20 protein-coding genes are annotated in these 21,114 nt (G+C 59.6%); 15 read left to right on the top strand and 5 right to left on the bottom strand.

Annotation, left to right across the window (positions count from 1 at the left end; all coding sequences use genetic code 11):
- Positions 1–50 precede the first annotated feature (50 nt).
- The gene (locus ACR0MI_RS01950) at positions 51–530 is read left to right on the top strand and encodes a hypothetical protein (RefSeq protein WP_170619163.1); all 480 of its coding nucleotides are present in this window, start codon (positions 51–53) and stop codon (positions 528–530) included.
- A 9-nt stretch (positions 531–539) separates the two neighbouring features.
- Here ACR0MI_RS01950 and ntrX read toward each other — a convergent pair whose 3' ends face one another.
- The 5 genes from ntrX to dusB form a co-directional block, all read right to left on the bottom strand.
- Complete coding sequence (gene ntrX, locus ACR0MI_RS01945; RefSeq protein WP_170610749.1) at positions 540–1,949, bottom strand: nitrogen assimilation response regulator NtrX; 1,410 nt, start codon at positions 1,947–1,949, stop codon at positions 540–542.
- On the bottom strand, positions 1,946–4,234 hold the full coding sequence (locus tag ACR0MI_RS01940) for a sensor histidine kinase (RefSeq protein ID WP_170610746.1): 2,289 nt from the start codon (positions 4,232–4,234) through the stop codon (positions 1,946–1,948). The genes ntrX and ACR0MI_RS01940 overlap by 4 nt, the downstream gene beginning before the upstream one ends.
- Before the next feature lie 99 nt (positions 4,235–4,333).
- Positions 4,334–5,701: a response regulator gene (locus ACR0MI_RS01935; protein WP_170610742.1), complete on the bottom strand. Its 1,368-nt coding sequence runs from the start codon at positions 5,699–5,701 to the stop codon at positions 4,334–4,336.
- 42 nt (positions 5,702–5,743) lie between these two features.
- Positions 5,744–6,811 carry an ATP-binding protein gene (locus ACR0MI_RS01930; RefSeq protein ID WP_170610739.1) on the bottom strand — a complete coding sequence of 356 codons (1,068 nt, stop codon included), beginning with the start codon at positions 6,809–6,811 and terminating at the stop codon, positions 5,744–5,746.
- The gene (dusB, locus tag ACR0MI_RS01925) at positions 6,808–7,791 is read right to left on the bottom strand and encodes a tRNA dihydrouridine synthase DusB (protein WP_170610736.1); all 984 of its coding nucleotides are present in this window, start codon (positions 7,789–7,791) and stop codon (positions 6,808–6,810) included. Before dusB ends, ACR0MI_RS01930 begins: the two co-directional genes overlap by 4 nt.
- 181 nt (positions 7,792–7,972) lie before the next feature.
- On the opposite strand from dusB, the gene ACR0MI_RS01920 reads away from it, so the two are divergent.
- The 14 genes from ACR0MI_RS01920 to ACR0MI_RS01855 all read left to right on the top strand — a co-directional run bounded on the left by ACR0MI_RS01920 (position 7,973) and on the right by ACR0MI_RS01855 (position 20,620).
- Entirely contained in the window at positions 7,973–9,103 is a 1,131-nt protein-coding gene (locus ACR0MI_RS01920; protein WP_170610733.1) for a bifunctional 2-C-methyl-D-erythritol 4-phosphate cytidylyltransferase/2-C-methyl-D-erythritol 2,4-cyclodiphosphate synthase, read from the top strand.
- Entirely contained in the window at positions 9,100–9,597 is a 498-nt protein-coding gene (locus tag ACR0MI_RS01915) for a phosphatidylglycerophosphatase A family protein (RefSeq protein WP_170610730.1), read from the top strand. Before ACR0MI_RS01920 ends, ACR0MI_RS01915 begins: the two co-directional genes overlap by 4 nt.
- Complete coding sequence (locus ACR0MI_RS01910) at positions 9,594–10,085, top strand: CinA family protein (RefSeq protein ID WP_170610727.1); 492 nt, start codon at positions 9,594–9,596, stop codon at positions 10,083–10,085. Before ACR0MI_RS01915 ends, ACR0MI_RS01910 begins: the two co-directional genes overlap by 4 nt.
- A gap of 402 nt (positions 10,086–10,487) precedes the next feature.
- Positions 10,488–11,165 (top strand): orotate phosphoribosyltransferase, encoded by a 678-nt coding sequence (locus ACR0MI_RS01905; protein ID WP_170610725.1) that lies wholly within the window; start codon positions 10,488–10,490, stop codon positions 11,163–11,165.
- A 200-nt stretch (positions 11,166–11,365) separates the two neighbouring features.
- Positions 11,366–12,856 carry a replicative DNA helicase gene (locus ACR0MI_RS01900; protein WP_170610722.1) on the top strand — a complete coding sequence of 497 codons (1,491 nt, stop codon included), beginning with the start codon at positions 11,366–11,368 and terminating at the stop codon, positions 12,854–12,856.
- Between the two features lie 174 nt (positions 12,857–13,030).
- Positions 13,031–13,969, top strand: a complete 939-nt coding sequence (locus ACR0MI_RS01895) for an isopenicillin N synthase family oxygenase (RefSeq protein WP_170610719.1) — start codon at positions 13,031–13,033, stop codon at positions 13,967–13,969.
- 46 nt (positions 13,970–14,015) lie between these two features.
- Entirely contained in the window at positions 14,016–15,050 is a 1,035-nt protein-coding gene (gene alr, locus ACR0MI_RS01890; RefSeq protein ID WP_170610717.1) for an alanine racemase, read from the top strand.
- On the top strand, positions 15,047–15,829 hold the full coding sequence (locus tag ACR0MI_RS01885; protein WP_170610714.1) for an MlaE family ABC transporter permease: 783 nt from the start codon (positions 15,047–15,049) through the stop codon (positions 15,827–15,829). Before alr ends, ACR0MI_RS01885 begins: the two co-directional genes overlap by 4 nt.
- Positions 15,826–16,572 carry an ABC transporter ATP-binding protein gene (locus tag ACR0MI_RS01880; protein WP_170610710.1) on the top strand — a complete coding sequence of 249 codons (747 nt, stop codon included), beginning with the start codon at positions 15,826–15,828 and terminating at the stop codon, positions 16,570–16,572. Before ACR0MI_RS01885 ends, ACR0MI_RS01880 begins: the two co-directional genes overlap by 4 nt.
- Positions 16,569–16,943, top strand: a complete 375-nt coding sequence (locus ACR0MI_RS01875) for a HEPN domain-containing protein (protein ID WP_480853484.1) — start codon at positions 16,569–16,571, stop codon at positions 16,941–16,943. Before ACR0MI_RS01880 ends, ACR0MI_RS01875 begins: the two co-directional genes overlap by 4 nt.
- Positions 16,944–17,124: 181 nt before the next feature.
- On the top strand, positions 17,125–17,577 hold the full coding sequence (locus ACR0MI_RS01870; protein WP_170610704.1) for a paraquat-inducible protein A: 453 nt from the start codon (positions 17,125–17,127) through the stop codon (positions 17,575–17,577).
- 153 nt (positions 17,578–17,730) lie between these two features.
- Positions 17,731–18,513: a kinetochore Spc7 family protein gene (locus ACR0MI_RS01865; RefSeq protein ID WP_170610702.1), complete on the top strand. Its 783-nt coding sequence runs from the start codon at positions 17,731–17,733 to the stop codon at positions 18,511–18,513.
- Positions 18,514–18,645: 132 nt separating this feature from the next.
- A complete protein-coding gene (radA, locus tag ACR0MI_RS01860) occupies positions 18,646–20,010 on the top strand; it encodes a DNA repair protein RadA (protein ID WP_170816570.1) in 1,365 nt (454 codons plus the stop codon).
- A gap of 40 nt (positions 20,011–20,050) precedes the next feature.
- Complete coding sequence (locus ACR0MI_RS01855) at positions 20,051–20,620, top strand: CvpA family protein (protein ID WP_170610697.1); 570 nt, start codon at positions 20,051–20,053, stop codon at positions 20,618–20,620.
- The last annotated feature ends 494 nt before the right edge of the window (positions 20,621–21,114 follow it).

The raw sequence follows: 21,114 nt of genomic DNA, 5'->3' as shown, positions 1-21,114 counted from the left end.
AAGCGGTCAATTGAATTGTCATGGAACAGGGAGTGAGGCAAGATATGCGCATGAAAACAATGCTACGCGCCTTTATTCCTTTGTTCTTGCTGTCTTCTTGCGGGCCTCTGTCACTCTATTACCGCGAAGGTGCCAGCGTGGCGCGATTGCAGCAGGAGACCACGCAATGCCAGGTAAAGGCCCTGAATGAAGTGCCTGTTGCCAACCAGGTCCGCCAAAGCCCACCCGTCTATTGGCCGGGGCGCACCTATTGCGATGGTCGCGGCCACTGCTACCGTTCACCCGGATGGTGGGAACCCGGACGCGTCTATACAGTTGATGTGAATCAGGACCTGCGCAACACGGTCGAGGCGCAATGCATGGCCAAAAAGGGTTTTCGCCCGGTCAGCCTGCCACCTTGCAAACAAGCGGTGAAATCCCGGGTATCGCTGACCCGTACGACAACCCTGCCGCCGCTAAGCACCGAGTCCTGTTTCGTGAAGTTCGACGACGGGTCGTTTCAGATCATAACGCCGGGCCACACCGGCTGAACCGGCGGGTTATTCCGCCGGTTCCGGTTCATCCAGTTGCGCGACACGCGCGCCGGATTTGTTCGATGTGACCACGCCAAGCGACTTCAGCTTGCGGTGCAGCGCACTGCGCTCCATCCCGACGAAACTGGCGGTGCGACTGATATTGCCGCCGAAACGGTTAATCTGTGTCAGCAGATACTCCCGCTCGAACGCCTCGCGCGCCTCGCGCAGCGGCAATGTTGCCAGCGCGCCGGACAGAACCACGCGACCAGAATCTTCGGCCTTTTCCTCGTCGTTGGGCAGTTCCCGCGCCTCGATCGGGCCGGTTCCATCCCCCAGGATCAGCACACGTTCGATCAGGTTTTTGAGCTGACGCACATTGCCCGGCCATGTCATGGTCTGCAGCAGTGCAATTGCCTCGTCCGACAATTCGCGAACGGGCAAGCCCTGCGCTTCGTTGCACATTTCGATAAAGTGCTGCGCCAATACCGGAATGTCCTCACGCCGGTCTTCTAGAGACGGCACCGCAATCGGAACAACATTCAGGCGGTGATACAACTCTTCCCGGAACCGTTCAGCGGTGATCTCTTCCTCCAAGTCCCGATTGGTCGAAGATATGACGCGTAGATCAACCCGGACCTTGTCGGTTCCGCCAACCCGCTGAAACTGCTGATCCACCAGAACCCGCAGAATCTTGGACTGCGTGCCCAATGGCATATCGGCGACCTCATCAAAGAAGATCACGCCGCCATGGGCTTCCTCAAGCAGGCCTGATTCAACACCGCGTTCCGATGTCTCGCGGCCAAACAGCACCTCTTCCATCCGCTCGGGCTCGACCCCGGCGCAATTCACGGTCACGAAAGGCGCATTGGCACGATTGGAATGTGCGTGGATATAGCGTGCCGCGATTTCCTTGCCCGACCCGGCAGGGCCGCTCAGCATCACGCGGCCATTGGACTTCGTCACCTTGTCCAACTGGCCCTGCATCGCACGGAACGATGCCGATTTGCCGATCATGTCCGAGCAGCTGACTTCCTTGCGCTTGAGCGACGCGTTTTCGCGACGCAAACGCGAGGTTTCCATCGCGCGCCGGATCACCACCATCAACTGGTCAATGTTGAATGGCTTTTCGATAAAGTCGTAAGCGCCCTGTTTGATGGCTGCTACGGCAATCTCGATATTCCCGTGACCGGAAATAATCACAACGGGCACGTCCGGGTTGTCGCGCTTTACCGCTTTCAGGATGTCGATCCCGTCCATTCGGCTGTCCTTGAGCCAAATGTCGAGGATCAAAAGACCCGGAGGTTCAGCGTTGATCGACGCCATGCAATCGTCCGAATTGCCAGCAAGTCGGGTTGAATAGCCTTCGTCCTCCAGAATGTCGGACACCAGCTCGCGAATATCGCGTTCGTCATCTACGATCAGAATGTCGCTCATCTTTGGCCTGCTTTCAGTTTGTTGGTTTTAATAGCCTGCTTCTGTGGCGCGACTGACGGGGAATCACTGCCCCCAGGTAACCGGATCACGGCCATTGCGCCAAAATGGTCCTGTCCGTCAAATACGGGCGCGTCTTCCAAAGTCAGCGCTCCGCCATGTTCTTCGATGATCTTCTTCACGATGGGCAGGCCAAGGCCGGTGCCCTCGTCGCGGGTGGTCACATAGGGTTCAAACAGACGCGCCCGGTCTTCCGGCAGTCCGACCCCGTTGTCCGCGATGGTGATCTGCGTCCCAGCATCATCTGTCGACACCTTAACCTTGATCTGCGGTTTCAGGTTTTCAGGTGCACCTTTTTCCTTCAAGGTTCCAATGGCTTCGCCGGCGTTCTTGATAAGGTTGGTCAGGGCCTGATTCAACATCGTCGCATCCACATCCGCCGGAATCGCGCGGTTGGGCAGATCTGCATCGATCTGCACATCCGGCTGCCCGGCCTGCTGGAGCAGAACAGCCTCGCGCACCAGATCAACGATGTTTTCCTCGCGCCGTTCCGGTTCAGGCATGCGAGCGAACTTCGAGAATTCGTCAACAATGCGCCGCAGGTCGTTCGTCTGCCGGACAATGACATCCGTCATCGATTCCAGGCTGCTGCTGTCCTCCTCGTCCAGCTTGCGCGAGAACTTTCGCTTGATCCTCTCGGCGCTCAACTGAATCGGGGTCAGAGGGTTTTTGATCTCATGCGCGATCCGGCGCGCCACGTCGCCCCAGGCTGCCATCCGCTGCGCGCTGACCAGGTCGGTCACGTCGTCAAAGGCAACCACATAACCTTCCAACCCGCCATCCTCACCGCGCCGAGTAGCCATGCGGACCAGAAGGTTCTCCAACTGGCCCTTGCGGGTGACTTTTATCTCTTCCTGAACAGCCTCTTGCCCGCTTTCCTTAAGGTTCTCGAACAAAGGCAGGAACTCGGGTACCGCGATACCGATCGCCAAAAGTTCTTCGCCCCGCGACCAGTCCAGCAGACGCTGGGCGGATCGGTTCACAAATGTAACGCACCCGTCAGGATCAACTCCGACGACCCCTGAGGTTACAGAACTGAGCACTGAATCGAATAGGCGCCGACGGTGTTCGATATGGCGAGTGTTTTCCAACAGCGTGTCCCGCTGGCCTTTCAACTGGCGGGTCATCTGGTTGAAATACCGACCCAGCATCGCGATCTCGTCATCGCTGGCCTCTTCAATAACCTGAACGCTCAGGTCACCCGCGCCAACACGCTGCGCTGCTGTGGTCAGGCGGCCCACCGGGCGAGACAAGCGTTCAGCAAACCACATGCCCAACGACATCGCCGCCAGGATCAGGATCACCGCGAAACCCAGATACAACAAGCCGAATTCAAACAGCACCCTGCCCCGTTCGCTTTCAAGCTGCTGATAGAACTGCGCTGTTTCCTTGGTGTCATCCAAAAGGGTCAGCAATTGCCCGTCCACGTCACGGCTGACATAAAGGTAACGGTCCAGATACGCCCGCAGAGGGACCAGCGCCCTGAATTCGCTGTTTTGCCAGTCCGCGATGATCAGCAGGCCCCGGTGGGTCGCGTTCGCCAGTTGCTCAGCCGTGGGTTCTTCGTAGTTGAACAGGTAAGACCTGTCGCCCCGGGCCCGGATATCGCCGCTACCGTCAATGACATAAGCTTCACGCAGTCCACGCTGAATCTGCGACTGGCCCTGGGCCAGAACCTCGCGCAACTCAGCGTCAGAAATATAATAATCCAGAGACCGAGCATTATCCAAAAACCGGGCCAAAACGGTCGCGTCCTGTGTCAGGCCCTGACGGTGTTCCTGTTCATAGGCTTCGGCCGCACTGAGCGACGACCCGACAACTTCGCGCACACGATCCGAAAACCAACCCTCCAGACCGATATTCACGGTCAGTCCGGCAAAAATCGCCACGGTCACAGTCGGCACCAGCGCCAGCAGCGTGAACGCGCCGATCAGGCGCAAATGCAAACGGGAACCTGCTGACTTGGCGCGTCGGGCCGCGATCAGACTGCCGACCTGACTCAGTACAAGTGCGGCCACGACCAGCACATAGACAAGGTCGGCCAACAGGATCAGGCGCAATGTCGGCGCGGCCGAACCCAGATCGAACGGACCAATGACAAGATAGGTGGCAAGCGCCAGTGCTGGCCCCAGAAGAACCAGCCCCAAGGTGCCGAAATTGCGCAGTTTTCGGGATTTTCGCCATCGATTAATCGATGGTATTGGCCCGCTCTGTGCCCGGGTTGCCACCGCCTGCCCTCATCCTGATGTGCCGCTTGCGCGGCTTACCGCCAAATGTCGTGGTCCTTGTCAGGTAGAAACCCGAATGCCACGGTTTGTGTGGCGATATTACATCAGTTTTCGACGGCGTGTCACCTCAATATCGAGGTCGATGATCTTTTTTCGCAGCGTATTTCGGTTAATCCCTAGTAAATCCGAACATTTTGCCTGATTTCCGCCGGTTGCGTCCAACGCGATTTCGATCAACGGCGCCTCAACTTCGCGCAGGATACGCTGGTACAGTCCCGGAGGTGGCAACATGTTGCCATGAAGGTCGAAATACCGCCGCAGATGCCGCGCGACCGAGGCCGACAGTTTCTCACGCTCTCCGCCCCCCAGAACCGGTTCCGCCTCGGGCTGGCTGCCCAGAACCATTTCGACTTCGGTTTTGGATATCTCGTCCGCCTGACTGGTCAATCCAAGGCGGCGCACCGCGTTTTCCAGTTGCCGCACATTCCCGGGCCACGAATAACGGCGCACCAGTTCAACCGCTTCGGCGCTGAGCCAGCGTTTCGTGCCGGTCTCACGCTCTTCCCGTGCCAGAAAATGATCGGCCAGCAAAGTAATGTCGTCCATTCTTTCGCGCAGGGCCGGAACGTGGATCGTCGCGCCACACAGACGATAATACAAATCCTGGCGCACGCGTCCGCTTTCCATTGCTTCGGTCAGGTCCGACTGGCTGGTTGCCATGAAGCGCGGCAGATGATCGCCCGGGCTGTCCATCATCCGCACGATCCGGGCCTGAATGTCGTCTTCGATATCTGCGATTTCGTCGATCAGCAGGGTGCCACCCCGAACCCGCGCCATGACGCGGGCAGGTCCTTCCAGATCCCGCAACTCAGACGCGGTGACGGAAACAAAAGGCAATGTCCGACGATCCGAGAAGTCATGTATTGCTTTCGCAATCAGAGACTTGCCGGTTCCACTTTCACCGGAAATCATAACCGGCAGATCGGTGTTCATGACCCGCGCCACCAGCCGGTACAGCGCCTGCATAACCGGCGTACGCCCGACCAGAGGCAATTCCTCCGGGCGATCCCGAACCAATTCCGGCGCACCAGACTGCGGGCGTTGCTTCTGATCCAGCGCCCGGGCCGTTCTTTTCATCAGATCGGGCAGATCAAAGGGTTTCGGCAGATAGTCATAAGCGTCGGCCTCAGCCGCCTGAATTGCCGTCATGATCGTGTTCTGGGCCGAGATCACGATAACCGGCAATCCCGGCCTGTCCTGCGCGATCTTCGGCAGCATCTCAAGCCCATTGCCGTCCGGCATGACCACGTCCGAGATGACCACATCGCCTTTGCCCTCTCCGACCCAGCGCATCAGCGTCGTCAAAGAAGAAGTTGCGTGCACCTTGCATCCCGCACGGGTCAGTGCCTGCGTCAGAACCGTCCGGATCGTGCGGTCGTCATCTGCGACCAGAACTGTGCCATCCATCTGCTGTTCTCCTTGCTATGCCATTTGCCGCCGGTTTCAATTTCATTGCGCGTCCCGTGGCGCCCGCCTGAGTGACAGGCGAAAAACCGTCCGACCCGGAACCGACTCGGCCGAAACCCAGCCGTCGTGGTCGGAGACGATCTTGCTGACCAGCGCCAGACCAAGACCCGTGCCGTTTTCCCTGCCAGAGACAAAGGGATCGAAAATGTCGCTCAGGATGTCTTCGGGCAAGCCGGGGCCGTCATCGATGATTTCGATCTGCAGCGGCAGGGAATGGCCGGACCCATCGTTGCGCCGCAGACGAAATGAATGTTCGAAATAGGTGCGCAGGCGAATGGTCCCGCCTTCCGGTCCGGCCGCCTCGGATGCGTTTTTCAGAAGGTTCAGAATGACCTGCAGGATCTGGTCCTGATCGCCATAAGCCAGCGGCAGCGACGGATCATAATCCTCGACAATCTTCATATGTGCGCCGAACCCCAGCAGCGCCGAACGCCGCGCACGGTCCAGCACGTCATGCAGGTTGACCGGCTGGAAGTCCGGCTGCGACAGGTTTCCGAACTGCTCCACCTGCTCCAACAGCTTTACGATCCTACGGCTTTCTTCGACAATTAAGTCTGTTAACTCAATATCTTGTTGAGAGATATTCATGCTAAGCAACTGGGCAGCTCCAGTGATGCCAGCCAGCGGGTTTTTGATCTCATGCGCCAGCATTTCGGCCATTCCGATAGCCGATTGCGCGGCGGATTTCACCGTGTTCCCGCGAGTCATCCGACCGGCCAGTTCGCGCGGAGAAAGGATCATGATCATTGATCCCGGATGACCCATCAACGGCGCGATCTGTAGCGCACATTGCAGCGGAGCACGGCTGCCCGATCCAACATCCACATCATTGACGAACAACGGCGAACCATTCTGCCGTGCTCTCAGAAACGCCTCCTCCAGGGGGGCGTCGACGGCTATCTGATCCCACACCGGATGCCCGACAACCGAACGGCGCGAGGCGTTCAGGAACCCCTCACCCGCCGAATTGACATCAGCGATCCGATCGTCACCGTCGATGATGAATGCGGGAACCGGCAATGAGGCCCAAATGCTCTGGTCCGAGGTCATGCCGCCGCTTCCCCCTGATGCGGGATTGCATCCGCGATCAAACGCAGAACTTCGGATGTATCACGCGATGTCAGTATCGCGCGGCGCAAGCCGACGGGCGTTCCTGCTTCGTCCATGTACCACCCAAGATGCTTGCGCGCGACGCGCAGACCAAGGTCGGGTCCATAGTAATCCAGCATGGCCTGATAGTGCTCCTGCACCATCGCGCTCAGATCATGCCCTGTCGGAACGTCCGGCGCGTCGGCACCAAACAGGTCGTGACATAACTGCGCCAGCAACCAGGGCTTTCCTTGCGCCCCACGTCCGACCATCACGCCGTCGGCACCCGAGTGATCCAAGGCGGTCCGTGCGGTTTGCGTGTCGACGATGTCGCCGTTTGCTATGACCGGAATGGTCACTGCCTCTTTCACCGCACGGATGGCCTGCCAGTTTGCGTGTCCCTTGTAGAACTGACACCGTGTTCGACCGTGGATCGTGACCATCCGAATACCGGCATCCTGCGCCCTGCGCGCCACATCCGGCGCATTCAGCAGGCTGTCGTCCCAACCCAGCCGGGTCTTCAGCGTCACCGGGACATCCACCGCCTCCACCACCGCCTCGATCAGTGTCAGAGCGTGGTCGGGCGTTTTCAGCAGGGCTGAACCCGAATACCCGTTGGTCACCTTCTTGGCCGGGCAGCCCATGTTGATGTCGATCACCCGCGCGCCGCGATCAGCGACCTGCCGCGCGGCTTCCGCCATCCAGCGTGCTTCACGCCCGGCAAGCTGAACGGCGGTGTTTTCGACATCCGCCGAAAGCTCGGCCCGTTCGCGCACGCCCGGTTTTGCCTGCACCATTTCCTGGCTGGCAACCATTTCGCTGACAACCATGCCCGCGCCAAAGCGCATCACCAGATCGCGATACGGGCGATCGGTGATTCCGGCCATCGGCGCCAGCAAAACCGGCGGGTACAAAGGCTTGTCAGCAAGATGCAGGGTCAAAGTGCTTATTCCTTGGGCAGTTGCGCATTTAATATCGAATTCTGCGCATATGACCAAGAAATCCGCATGTCACAAGCCTGCAAAATCATCACATGCCTAATTTTTTGGCAGATTGACGCGGGCGATTGCCTCTGCATTCACCGCATCCTAAACAATGACCCAACGCAGGAGAGCAGACCTCATGACCACCGCCGCCATTATTGTCGCCGCCGGACGCGGAATGCGCGCGGGTGGCGGGACGCCTAAACAATGGCGCACTCTGTCCGGACGTCGCGTGGCCGACTGGACAATCGACAGGTTCCGGGGACTGGTTGACCATATCGTTCTGGTCCTTTCCCCCGACGACCACGCCGCACGGGCTGAATTTGACGGTACCGATCTGATTTTGGCGACAGGAGGAGCAGACCGCGCCGGGTCTGTCCGCAATGGCCTGCAGGCGCTGGCGGACAAGACCGTGGCGCGCGTCCTCATCCACGATGTCGCCCGGCCTTGTGTCAGCCGCGCCACCATCCTCGACGTACTGGCGGCACTGAACGACAACATCGCCGCGGCACCGGGGGTGGCGGTGACCGACGCGCTCTGGACGGGGGACGGCTTCGCTGTCACGGGCACACAGGATCGCACTGGATTGTATGCGGCCCAGACCCCTCAGGGATTTCACTATGACGCCATCGTTGCAGCCCATGCCGCACACCCCGGCGGTGCCATGGACGACGTTGAAGTCGCCCGCGCGGCAGGTATAGGCGTGGCTATCGTGCCCGGCGACGCAGACAACATCAAAATCACCCGACCCGAGGATTTTGCCCGGGCGGAACGTATCATGGGAACGAACATGGAAGTAAGGCTGGGCAACGGGTACGACGTTCACCGATTTGGCGATGGAGATCATGTGATCCTGTGCGGTGTAAAAGTGCCGCATGATCGCGGGCTTCAGGGACATTCAGATGCCGATGTCGGGATGCACGCCGTAACCGACGCAATCTATGGCGCGCTGGCGCAGGGAGATATCGGTCAGCATTTCCCACCATCGGATCCGCAATGGAAAGGGGCCGCCAGCGCGATATTTCTGCGGCACGCGGTCGAACTGGCCGAACAGATGGGCTACCGCATCTCGAATGTCGACTGCACACTTGTTTGCGAATATCCCAAGATCGGCCCTCACGCGCCCGCGATGCGCGAAGAAATGTCGAACATCATGGGATTGCGGGCCGATCAGGTCTCGGTCAAGGCGACCACGTCCGAACGTCTGGGCTTTACCGGCCGCAGTGAGGGCATCGCGTCACTGGCCACGGCCTGTCTGGTGAAGTCATGAACGCGGCGCGTCTGATTGGAACCGTTGGCGGCGTAGGCTATCTGCGCCCCGCCCCCGGCACCTGGGGGTCACTGGCCGCGCTGCCGATGGTCTGGGTATTGCACACGCTGGGTGGCTTCCCCTTGCTGGCCCTGGCTACTCTGATCGTCTTTGTCGCAGGGCTCTGGGCCACAAAGGTCATGACCGCAGGTCAGGATGACCACGATCCGTCGGAAATCGTGATTGACGAGGTTGCAGGGCAGTTCATCGCCCTCTGGGCAATTTCCTACCCGGCCTGGGCGCACGGGCTGGAAATCACCGCGCTCTGGCCCGGTTGGGTGGCGGGTTTCGTGCTGTTTCGCCTGTTCGACATCACCAAGCCCGGCCCTGTCGGCTGGGCCGACCAGCGTGGCGACCCAATGGGCGTGATGCTGGATGACGTGATCGCCGGTGTGTTTTCAGCCATCTGCGTCGCGCTGCTGGCCGGCTTTTCGCATGGGGTATTGGGCCTGTGAGCGTCACCGACATCCTGAATCGGGCCAAGGCAAAGGGGGTGATGATCGCCACAGCCGAAAGCTGCACTGGCGGCCTTGTTGCCGCCGCGCTGACAGATATTCCCGGCAGTTCTGCCGTGGTGGAACGCGGCTTTGTCACCTACACCAATACCGCCAAACAGCAGATGCTTGGCGTACAGGCTGACACGCTGGAAGCCCACGGAGCGGTATCAGAGCAGGTCGCCCGGGAAATGGCCGAGGGCGCGCTGAAGCATTCGGGCGCTCAGCTGACTGTTTCTGTCACCGGAATTGCCGGTCCGGGTGGGTCTGAATTCAAGCCGGAAGGTCGTGTGTGCTTCGGTCTGGCGGCCGAAGGCCAGGACACCATAACCGAAACCGTCGAGTTTGGTGCCCTGGGCCGGGACAAGGTGCGCATTGCCGCACGGGACCACGCCCTTGATCTGTTGTACCGGCACCTCCAGAAAGGCGCCAAAGCTCAGGGCCTGTGACCTAAGACCACTCAACGCACAATCACGTGATGCCAAGTAACATCATCCGCGGCGCAGGCAGCCGATTCCCCCCTTTTTCTTCTGCCACATTGCTCACAAAGTGCTGAGCTGTAACGTGTTTCCTCAGGTCGGCCCACTTGGCTGCGGGCATACTGTTTCGGCTATCGCACAGGCATGACTGACACTATGCGGTCGGCAATTTGCCGGTTGCACAGCGAAGTCCCTTTCGCGTAAATGCCCTGATCCGGGCAGGCCTAGCCCACCTAGGCCCGTCCAGCAGCCCGCAAGGGCAAAAGCGGACCTTATTCAGGGTCCGCTTTTCTTTTGGGCCAACCCCTCTCGACAGCGCCCCTTTGGACGGGCTATCAGCCCGCAACGTCATTTCAGCCCCGAGGTTCCGCCATGATCCCCAGTTCATTTCCCGACAGCACCGAAATCGCCCGCCTGACCGCGCGGATGCTGCTGGAGATCAAGGCCGTGCATTTCAACGCACGCGAGCCGTTCACTCTAGCCAGCGGCTTGCCCAGCCCGACCTATATCGATTGCCGCAAGCTTATCTCGTACCCTCGCATCCGTTCGACCTTGATGGATTTCCTGACCGTCACCGTGATGCGCGATGCGGGCTTTGAAGCATTCGACAACATTGCCGGCGGCGAGACCGCGGGTATTCCTTTTGCCGCAATGGTGGCCGAGCGTATGGCTCTGCCGATGACCTATGTGCGCAAGAAACCCAAAGGCTATGGCCGCAACGCCCGGATCGAAGGCGCCATGAGCGAAGGCGAACGCGTTCTGTTGGTCGAAGACCTTACCACCGATGGCGGCTCGAAACTGTCCTTCGTCGACGCGATCCGCGAAACCGGCGCGACCTGCGGGCATACTGCCGTTATCTTCTACTACGGCATCTTCCCCGAAACCGAAAAAACCCTGGGTGATCATGGGGTGCGACTGCACAGCCTGTGTACCTGGTGGGATGTTCTGGCCGAGGCCAAGGCGCAAAAAGCGTTTGATCAGGAAACACTTGATGGGGTCGAGGCATTCCTGAACGACCCGCGCGGCTGGCAGGAAGCGAATAAGGGCTGACGTGACGCAAACCGTTTCTCAATCGGAAACATTGCCGAATACGCCCGACACTCCATCCACAACATGTTGACGGATGCCCGCCCCATCCTGCAATATGATGGGGCGGGAAGATATGCACAGGCTATCCCCAGAAAACATACAATTTGCGCCGACTCAGGGCGCTGCGTTATGGCCTCTGTCCAAGGGGCAAGAGAACAGCAATGAACGAGATCAGCAGTATCGAGCAGGCAGCGGCGCAAATTCAGAACGCCGAAACAATGCCGCACTCCATCGAGGCCGAGCAGCAGCTTCTGGGCGCGATCCTGACAAATAACGACCTTTATGACCGGGTAGCCTCGATCATCGGAGCCGAGCATTTCTATGATCCGGTCCACGCCCGCATCTACGAAGTCGCGGCCGCGCGCATCGCCAAGAATGCGCTGGCCTCGCCTGTGACGCTGAAATCTTTCATGGCCGAGGATGAAGGCCTGAAGGAACTTGGCGGGCCGGCCTATCTGGTCAAACTGGCCGGCGCCTCGATCAGCGCCTTCGCGGTGCATGACTACGCGCAGATGATCTATGACCTCGCCATCCGGCGCGAACTGATCCGTCTGGGCCGGGACATCTCGGACAAGGCGGCGCGGGTCGATGTGTCAAGCGAGCCGAAAGAACAGATCGTAGAGGCCGAGCAGCAGCTTTACCAGTTGTCCGAGCAGGGCCAGACCGAACAGGGTTTTCAATCCTTCCTCAAGGCGGTCACAGAAGCCGTCAATGTCACCAACGAGGCGTACCAGCGCGGTGGCGGCATGGCAGGGATTTCCACCGGTCTGGCCGATCTGGACAAGCAACTGGGGGGCCTGCACCCATCGGACCTGATCATTTTGGCGGGCCGCCCGTCGATGGGAAAAACATCGCTGGCGACCAACGTGGCCTTCAATGTGGCCAAAGCGTACAAGCGTGGCTTGAAGTCGGACGGCAGCGAGGGCGCGGTTGACGGTGGAGTGGTCGGCTTCTTCTCGTTGGAGATGAGCGCCGAGCAGCTTGCGGGTCGGGTTCTGGCCGAAGCGTCCGAGATTTCCTCGCACAAGATCCGCCAAGGTGACATGACCGAAGCCGAGTTCCGCCGCTTCGTCGATGCCGCCAAGGAGCTTGAGGCTTGCCCCCTGTTCATCGACGACACGCCCGCCCTGCCGATTTCACAGCTGGCCGCCCGCGCACGGCGGCTGAAACGGACCCATGGGCTGGACCTGCTGGTGATCGACTATCTGCAACTTTGCCGCGGCATGTCCGACAACCGCGTCAACGAGATCGCCGAGATTTCGATGGGCATGAAAGCCATCGCAAAGGAACTGAACATCCCGGTGATCGCGCTGTCTCAGCTTTCCCGTCAGGTCGAAAACCGCGACGACAAGCGCCCGCAACTGTCCGACCTGCGGGAATCGGGATCGATCGAACAGGATGCGGACGTGGTGATGTTCGTGTTCCGCGAGGAATACTACAAGGAACGCGAAAAGCCCGGCGATCACGAGTTGGAAAAGATGGAAGAGTGGAAGCAGGCCATGGAACGCCTGCACGGCAAGGCCGAAGTCATCGTCGGCAAGCAGCGTCACGGCCCCATCGGCACGGTCGAGCTGTCCTTCGAGGCCCAGTTCACCCGTTTCGGAAATCTGGTCAAACCCTGGCAACAGGGCGGACAGATCGAAGGGTATTGATCCCTTGACCCTGGCAAACTGATATGCACGGATCGGGCCATGCTGTTTTGTCTTGTTCATAAACCCCGTCGCGTGGTGCTTGAACGCCACTTCGGGTACCGCCGCAAACGCTTTGCCGGATAGATCGGGGGCATTTTCTGCCCCTGCAATCTTCCTCAACAAAGCGAAAGAACAATGACAGAATTCACTGAAATCCCCGTCATCCGTCTGGGCGTGCGCGCCGAGGATGAAATCGCAGCCGATTTTCGGGCTGCTTATGGAACAACAGGCTTCGGCTATATCGAAGATCACGGCATAGACGCCGATCTGATCAGCGATGTCTTCGAAGCCTCAAGACAGTTTCACGCGCTTCCGCTTGACGAAAAACTTGCGATCGCCGTTGACCGAACCCACCGCGGCTATATCGCCATCGATACGTCAACGGATGTAAACTCGACTCTGGCCGATGTGACCAAACCCAATCAGTCGGCAAGCTTCATGATGATGCGCGAAGACCCGAAGGCCGATCCCGGTATCTACCTGTCAGGCCCGAACCGGTGGCCGGATCTGCCGGGTTTTCGGACCACGCTGGAGGCCTATGTCCGCGTCATGTCCGATCTGGGGCGCAGGTTGATGAGAATTGCCCTAAAGGCCAGTGGCGCCACCGATTTCTCTGCTCTTTCGGCCTTCGACACTCCGACCATCTGGCTGCGGTTGCTGCACTATCCACCGCAATCCAAAGCCAGCCCTGGTGATCTGTTCGGCTCGGCACCCCATACCGATTTTGGTTGCCTGACCTTGCTGGCGCAGGATCAGGTGGGTGGATTGCAGGTCAGAACGCCTGCCGGAAACTGGGTCGATGTCCCCACACGCCCCGGGGCATTTGTCGTCAATGTCGGGGATATGCTGCATCGGATGTCGAATGGCCGCCTGTTGTCCACACCGCATCGCGTTATCAACCGTTCGGGTCGTGAACGATACAGCGTCCCGTTCTTCTTTGACCCGCATGTGAGCACAATTGTCGAACCTCTGCCCGGCACCGGTGCCCCCGGGTTCAAGCCTTTGTTGTTTGCCGATTTCCTGCGATCTGAGCTTGAAGCTGCTTATGAGGCCCATAAACCCGAGGGGAATTGAAGCATTCCCTCTTGACCTGCCGCGATCCAATGTCATGAACAGTTCCATGAGTACTGCACGTTTGACGATCAATCTTCAGGCGCTCGCCAGCAATTGGCGGGCGCTCGACGCAAAAACGGATGTCGAAACCGGCGCCGTGGTCAAGGCGGATGCCTATGGCCTGGGTGCCGGGCCTGTCTCGGCGACGCTGGCCGAAGAAGGCGTCCGGAAGTTCTTTGTCGCCGTCGCCGAAGAAGGCGCCGTTGTCCGGCAGGCGGTCGGCCCCGGTCCGATGATTGGTGTGTTCTCCGGCCATATGGAAGGCGACGCCGATCTGCTGCGGGATCACGATCTGACACCATTGATCAACTCACCCCAGCAGTTTCAGCGCCATCGCGAGGCACTGCCGGATCACGGCTTTGGTATTCAGCTCGACAGCGGCATGAACCGCCTGGGATTGGAACCTTCCGACTGGGCCGCACTGCGCCCGCAGGCTGAAGCCCTGAACCCGGTCGTGGTGATGTCACATCTGGCTTGTTCGGACGAGCCGGATCACCCGATGAACCAACAACAGTTGCGCACCTTCCGCGAGATGACAGACGGCGTTGCCGCTCCCAGATCATTGGCGGCCACCGGCGGCATCTTGCTGGGACCCGAATTCCATTTCGACTTCTGTCGTCCGGGCGTCGGACTATATGGCGGTCTGCCGTTCGCTGCCGCAAAACCCGTCGTGACAGCCGATCTGCCTGTTGTGCAGATCAGGGATCTGGCCGTGGGTGAAACCGTTGGCTATGGCAACAGCTGGACCGCGCGCCGACCGTCACGGATTGCAACCGTCGCGGCTGGCTATGCCGACGGGCTGCACCGCGCCATCGGTGGCGGCATAGACATGTTCTCTGGCAATCAGCCATGCCCCGTGGTCGGCCGCATCTCGATGGATCTCATCACCGTCGATGTCACCGACCTGCCGCATGCGCCCGAGCGTCTGCGCATTCTGAACGGACATCAAACCGTGGATGATCTGGCCGAGGCCGCGGGTACCATTGGCTATGAAATTCTGACCTCACTGGGCAACCGATACTCCAAGGGCTACGTGGAATGAACCCCCTTTCCCTTCTGGGTGGTCTTGGACGCGTCGTCCTGACCATGCTGGCGGCATTCGGCCGTGTCGGACTGTTCGCGTTGGATGCAGTCTCTCATATCTTTCGCCCGCCGTTTTACCCGCGCGAATTCGGCATCGCGCTGCTGAATATCGGCTGGCTGTCGCTGCCCGTTGTCGGCCTGACCGCAATTTTCACCGGCGGCGCGCTGGCGCTGCAGATCTACGCGGGCGGCGCGCGTTTCAATGCCGAAGCCGTCGTGCCCCAGATCGTTGCGATCGGCATGGTGCGCGAGCTTGGTCCGGTGCTGGTTGGCCTGATGATCGCCGCGCGCGTAACTTCGTCCATCGCGGCCGAGATCGCGACGATGAAAGTGACCGAGCAGATCGACGCGCTGGTCACGCTGTCCACGCACCCGATGAAATACCTCACCGCCCCGCGGGTGCTGGCGGCGCTGATCACCGTGCCTGCTCTGGTCGCGGTTGGCGACGTAATCGGCATCATGGGCGGCTATACGGTCGCCACGCAAAACCTGGGCTTCAACCCGGCGGCCTATCTGAAAAACACCGTGGATTTCCTTGAAACCCGCGACATCGTCTCGTCGCTGGTCAAAGGTGCAGCCTTCGGGATGATCGCAGCCATCATGGGATGTTACTACGGCATGAATTCGGGCCGTGGCGCGCAGGGCGTGGGACGCGCCACCAAAGGCTCGGTCGAGGCCGCCGCTGTGCTGATCCTCGCCGCAAATTTCGTTCTGACAGGGGTGTTCTTCTCGCTATGATACGGATGGAGAACGTACAAAAAGCCTTTGGCGACAATCAAGTGCTGCAGGGCATGAACCTTGAGATCCCCAAGGGCACCTCGATGGTCATCATCGGCGGTTCGGGCACCGGCAAGTCCGTGGCGCTGAAGTGCATCCTCGGCCTGATCAAGCCCGACAGCGGCATGATCTATGTCGATGGCAAAGACGCCACTAAGGGTGACCGAGATGCGTTTCTGGCGCGCTTTGGGATGCTGTTTCAGGGGGCTGCTCTGTTCGACTCCCTGCCCGTCTGGCAAAACGTCGCCTTCCGCCTTCTGCGCGGTTCGCTGAAACGCCCGGCGGATGAGGCGCGCGAAATCGCCATCGAGAAACTGCGCCGCGTCGGCTTGAAATCCAACGTCGCCGACCGCTTTCCGGCCGAACTGTCGGGCGGCATGCAAAAACGCGTCGGCCTTGCCCGCGCCATCGCCGCCGAACCCGAGATCATTTTCTTCGACGAGCCCACCACGGGATTGGACCCGATCATGTCCGGCGTCATCAACGACCTGATCCGCGAGATCGTGACCGAGATGGGCGCTACCGCGATGACCATCACCCACGACATGAGCTCCGTCCGCGCAATTGCTGACAACGTGGCCATGCTGCACGGCGGCGTGATCCAGTGGACCGGCCCGGTCGGCCAAATGGACGCCTCGGGAGATCCTTATGTGGAGCAGTTCATAAGTGGCAGTGCCGAGGGGCCGATTGAGGCGGTGCGGTGACAAAGTTCTTAGACGAACGGGAGTCAATGAACCCCCACTTGTTCGCTCAAATTTCTGAGAAATACTTACAAGCAGCGAAGATTATTTGGGAAGCAGAGTTCGCAAATCGGCATCGCTTCTATTGGGACAAACTACTAATTCTACGCCCCCTTTCGCAATTAGTGGGCGTTTCTCTCGAAACTAGCCTCAAGGGGTTGATAGCGTGTCGCGGCATCGATAACAGCAAAACACACAGTATATCTAAGCTCTTTGAAATCCTTGACGACCCTAACCTTGAGGCCGAGATTTCAGCTCTTCTTCAAAACGTCGAACTGCCGGAAGAGCTAGTTGAGGTAAACGAGCACCTAGAAGCGGATGAACTTGCCAAATAGTACCGGACACTGGGAATACACGTAGATCTGCTTGATCGGGTGTACGACCGCCCATACGTTTCTCGGTATCCATACCTCGGAAGCCATGCCGCACCCGACATTGAGGCACTTATGATCGTTATCCAAGCCCTTCAGCTCAGGTTGCGTGAAGAAAAAAAAACGTGGCATCGCGACTAGTGCGATGACCCTCCGCCTCGCCACCCTATCCCTCCTGATCCTCTACCCCATCGCATGGTTCGCCCCGCTGATGCGAGCCGGTCTACTGCCGATCTTCGGCCTCAGCGAAATCAGCGTCATCACCGGCCTGCAATCCCTCTGGAGATCCGACGTCTTCCTCGCTCTGATCGTCACCGTCTTCGCCCTCTTCGCGCCCTACGTCAAAACCATCGGCACCGCGCTGGTCCAATGGGACCTGCTGGATGCCCGCGTTCAGCCCGCGCTCAATATCCTCGGCAAGCTGGCCATGGCCGACATTTTCCTCATCGCGCTTTACATCACGCTGACCAAGGGTATCTCCTACGCGACCATCGAAACGGCGTGGGGTCTTTATCTGTTCACGGGCTGTATTCTGGCGTCAATCGCCGTGGGCCACGTTACGGAAATGACATGCAGTTCACGAAATCCTCAGGTCTAATTGATTGAAATCATTATACTGAGTATCATCTTCCTAATTCGAGCAGTTTTGTTTTTGTACCTTGCCGGTCCATTGCGGATCACGTTGTGTGTTTGACGAACCCCGCCGCCAGGACCCGGCCAGTGCCGGTTTGCGAGAAGGAGTTGGGACGTCATGGACGCCATCCATACTATCACATTGCAATGTCAGAATGCCTTTCTACGACTGACTTTTTTCCTGATCTGCGCGTCGGCCCTCGCAGCGGTTTTGGCCACCACTCTATCGGCCGCCGGTGTCTGGCCCTGGTTGTCGGTGCAGGCCGGAATTGCCGGATCGGGCACAATAGATGCGGGCATGTTTGTCCAGCTCGGCCTGACTACACTGATTCTCATGCTGGCCTTCTACCTGCCCTCAAACGCCAGAATGATGGCGCTGGAAAAGACGCATCGAAAGTTTTCCCTGAACATGCAGGATGTGGTCGATGCCTATCAGGTGGCCCATGCCGCCGACCGCAGCGGAGCCTTCGCGCTTGCCTCCGAGTTCGACGCGGTTAAGGAACGCCTGGCCTTTCTGCGCGATCACCCGGACCTTCAGTCGCTCGAACCCGAGGTTCTGGAACTGGCCGCACAGATGAGCCAGGTCAGCCACGAACTGGCACAGACCTATGGCGCGGACAAAGTGGCCCGCGCCCGCACCTTCCTGAAACAACGTCAGGAAGAGATCGAGCTGTTCCGTCAACGAATCGAAGATGCCCAGACCGTCCAGCACGAGCTGCGCCAGTGGACCCGCGATATCGAGATCGAGGAATCCATCGCCAAATCCCAGCTTGCGCGCCTTCGCGATGAACTGTTCGAGCTTCTGCCTGAACTTTCGACCCAATTGCAAACACCGCCCGACGGAAGTGACCCCAGCGCCGCAAGCGTCATTGCCATGTCACCGCCCCGGGCCGCCGAATAAGCCACCCACCCGGCGCGCCAGCGCCCGCCATGGCCGACGGCCCGCAGGGCCCGAGGTCGTGGCCGCCACCGGCGGTGAAGAAAGCCCCGCAAGGGCTTGAAGAACCGTCCCGGCTCGGGCACGAATTGCGCCATGGCTAAAACGACTTCTTTCTCCTGCAACGCCTGCGGCGCGTCGCATTCCCGCTGGTCCGGACGATGTGACGCCTGCGGTGAATGGAACACCATCACTCAGGAAGCGCCCCTTTCCGCCGGCCCGGCGAAGAAATCGCTGGGCGGCAAGCGTGGACAGGCCGTAGCGCTTTCCGACCTGTCGACCGAGGAAACACCCCCGCCGCGCACCCTGTGCGGCGTCGAGGAACTGGACCGGGTGTTGGGCGGCGGTCTTGTGCCTGCCTCGGCCCTGTTGGTCGGCGGCGACCCCGGCATCGGCAAATCCACCCTGCTGTTGCAGGCAGCGGCCAGATTTGCCCGGGCAGGCGTTAAGACGATCTATGTCTCGGGCGAAGAAGCCAGCGCGCAGGTCCGCATGCGCGCGCGCCGTCTGGGGCTGGAAGACGCCCCCGTGCAACTCGCCGCTGAAACCAACCTGCGCGACATCCTGACGACGCTGGAAACAGAAAAGCCGGGCCTCGCCATCATCGACTCGATCCAGACCATGTGGGCCGACAATGTCGACAGCGCCCCCGGTTCAGTGTCACAGGTCCGCGCCGCGGCCCACGAGCTGACGACCTTTGCAAAGCGCCACGGGGTCTCGATCATCATGGTTGGCCATGTCACCAAGGAAGGCCAGATCGCCGGTCCCCGCGTGGTCGAGCATATGGTCGACACGGTGCTGTATTTCGAAGGCGAGCGTGGCCATCAGTTCCGCATCCTGCGCGCGGTCAAGAACCGCTTTGGCCCCGCCGACGAAATCGGAGTGTTCGAAATGACCGGCAAAGGGCTGGCACAGGTCACGAACCCCTCGGCCCTGTTCCTGTCGGAACGTGGCACACCCAGCCCAGGCTCGGCCGTCTTTGCCGGGATCGAAGGCACCCGGCCCGTGCTGGTGGAATTGCAGGCCCTCGTCGCGCCCTCGCCGCATTCCCAGCCCCGCCGCACTGTCGTCGGGTGGGACAGCGGAAGGCTTGCGATGATCCTCGCCGTGCTTGAAGCCCGATGTGGTATCCCCTTTGCCGGTCTCGATGTTTACCTGAACGTGGCAGGCGGGCTGAAAGTCAGCGAACCCGCCGCCGATCTGGCCGTGGCCGCAGCACTGCTCAGCGCGCGTGAGGACACGGCCCTGCCCGCCGACACGGTCGTTTTCGGAGAAATCTCGCTTTCCGGGGCACTTAGACCGGCCCCGCAGACCGAAAACAGGTTGAAAGAAGCGCAAAAACTTGGTTTCACGGCGGCAATTGCTCCGGCAGGTGGCAAAACCGGCACTGTGGCAGGTCTGACACTCTCCCGACCCTCTGATTTGGTCGGGTTTGTTGGCGAAACCTTCGGAGCAGGTTAAAGTCGCGCCCCGAGGGGCAGAAAACGAACAGGCGAGGGCCATGGAAGGTTTTACAATAATTGACGGGGTAGTCGCCCTGATCGTCGTGCTGTCGGGCATTCTGGCCTATTCGCGCGGCTTCATGCGCGAGGTTATGGCCATCGCCGGTTGGGTCGCCGCCGCAGTTCTGGCCTTTATCTTCGCACCACAGGCCGTTCCGCTGGTCAAGGAAATCCCGGTCGTCGGAGACTTCCTGCGCGACAGCTGCGAATTGTCAGTGATCACCGGCTTTGCGGGTGTCTTTGCCATCGCACTGATCGTGGTCAGCATCTTCACGCCGCTGTTTTCATCGCTGGTCCAGCGCTCGGCGCTTGGCGGCCTGGATCAGGCGCTCGGTTTTTTCTTCGGCATCGCGCGCGGCATTCTGCTGGTGGCCATCGCCTTCTTTGTCTACGACACGGTGATGACCGGCCAAAGCTATACCATCGTTGACGAAAGCCGCTCGGCCAAAGTCTTCGAACAGTTCAGTGGCAAGATCGAAGAGCAAAACCCCGAGGCGGCCTTAGGTTGGGTTACGACCCAGTATGAAGAACTGGTCGCCAGCTGCACCGCGGGCAACTCGGAAGGTTGATACGCCTTATCAGTTGAGTTTGCAGACAGGCCCGGCAATGCCCGGGCCTTTTTTGTTTGCGGGTCTCAGACAAACCCCTCGCCGCCGCAGACCGTGCATCGGATCGTTTTTAGCCCAAAACATCCGTCGCATCTGCTTGAGATCGGTTTGCCAAGGATATCGCGGCTTTTGACCACTTCTCCGGCACCGTTGCAGATCTGGCATGGCGCGCGTCCCATGCCCCGGCATCGGTGACATCGGCGCTTTGCTGGGGCCGCTTCCTTGGCCTTTGGCTTATGCTGCCACATAGGTAACATCCAGTCCGGTAACAAACCGCCTTAACGGTCGGCATTGTTCGCATGACAGCATAAGTCGGAAAAAATGTCATCTTCCGCGTGAATTCAGACAAATATTGGCCTGCGGCAAATCGCGATTGTGATCGTTAGATGACACACGCGCCGTTAGGTATTATGTGGAACCCAAACCGACATGGAATCGGAGCTGCCGGTCTTGCT

The sequence above is a fragment of the Ruegeria sp. D4 genome (assembly GCF_056534475.1).
Note: the sequence above shows the minus strand (reverse complement) of the source record. Positions and strands in the feature narration are given on the sequence as shown.

Coding starts and splice junctions, on each gene's coding strand:
- ACR0MI_RS01950 (WP_170619163.1), top strand. CDS start 51: ATGAAAACAATGCTACGCGCCTTTATTCCTTTGTTCTTGCTGTCTTCT.
- ntrX (WP_170610749.1), bottom strand. CDS start 1,949: ATGAGCGACATTCTGATCGTAGATGACGAACGCGATATTCGCGAGCTG.
- ACR0MI_RS01935 (WP_170610742.1), bottom strand. CDS start 5,701: ATGGATGGCACAGTTCTGGTCGCAGATGACGACCGCACGATCCGGACG.
- ACR0MI_RS01930 (WP_170610739.1), bottom strand. CDS start 6,811: ATGACCTCGGACCAGAGCATTTGGGCCTCATTGCCGGTTCCCGCATTC.
- ACR0MI_RS01920 (WP_170610733.1), top strand. CDS start 7,973: ATGACCACCGCCGCCATTATTGTCGCCGCCGGACGCGGAATGCGCGCG.
- ACR0MI_RS01915 (WP_170610730.1), top strand. CDS start 9,100: ATGAACGCGGCGCGTCTGATTGGAACCGTTGGCGGCGTAGGCTATCTG.
- ACR0MI_RS01905 (WP_170610725.1), top strand. CDS start 10,488: ATGATCCCCAGTTCATTTCCCGACAGCACCGAAATCGCCCGCCTGACC.
- ACR0MI_RS01900 (WP_170610722.1), top strand. CDS start 11,366: ATGAACGAGATCAGCAGTATCGAGCAGGCAGCGGCGCAAATTCAGAAC.
- ACR0MI_RS01895 (WP_170610719.1), top strand. CDS start 13,031: ATGACAGAATTCACTGAAATCCCCGTCATCCGTCTGGGCGTGCGCGCC.
- alr (WP_170610717.1), top strand. CDS start 14,016: ATGAGTACTGCACGTTTGACGATCAATCTTCAGGCGCTCGCCAGCAAT.
- ACR0MI_RS01885 (WP_170610714.1), top strand. CDS start 15,047: ATGAACCCCCTTTCCCTTCTGGGTGGTCTTGGACGCGTCGTCCTGACC.
- ACR0MI_RS01880 (WP_170610710.1), top strand. CDS start 15,826: ATGATACGGATGGAGAACGTACAAAAAGCCTTTGGCGACAATCAAGTG.
- ACR0MI_RS01870 (WP_170610704.1), top strand. CDS start 17,125: ATGACCCTCCGCCTCGCCACCCTATCCCTCCTGATCCTCTACCCCATC.
- ACR0MI_RS01865 (WP_170610702.1), top strand. CDS start 17,731: ATGGACGCCATCCATACTATCACATTGCAATGTCAGAATGCCTTTCTA.
- radA (WP_170816570.1), top strand. CDS start 18,646: ATGGCTAAAACGACTTCTTTCTCCTGCAACGCCTGCGGCGCGTCGCAT.
- ACR0MI_RS01855 (WP_170610697.1), top strand. CDS start 20,051: ATGGAAGGTTTTACAATAATTGACGGGGTAGTCGCCCTGATCGTCGTG.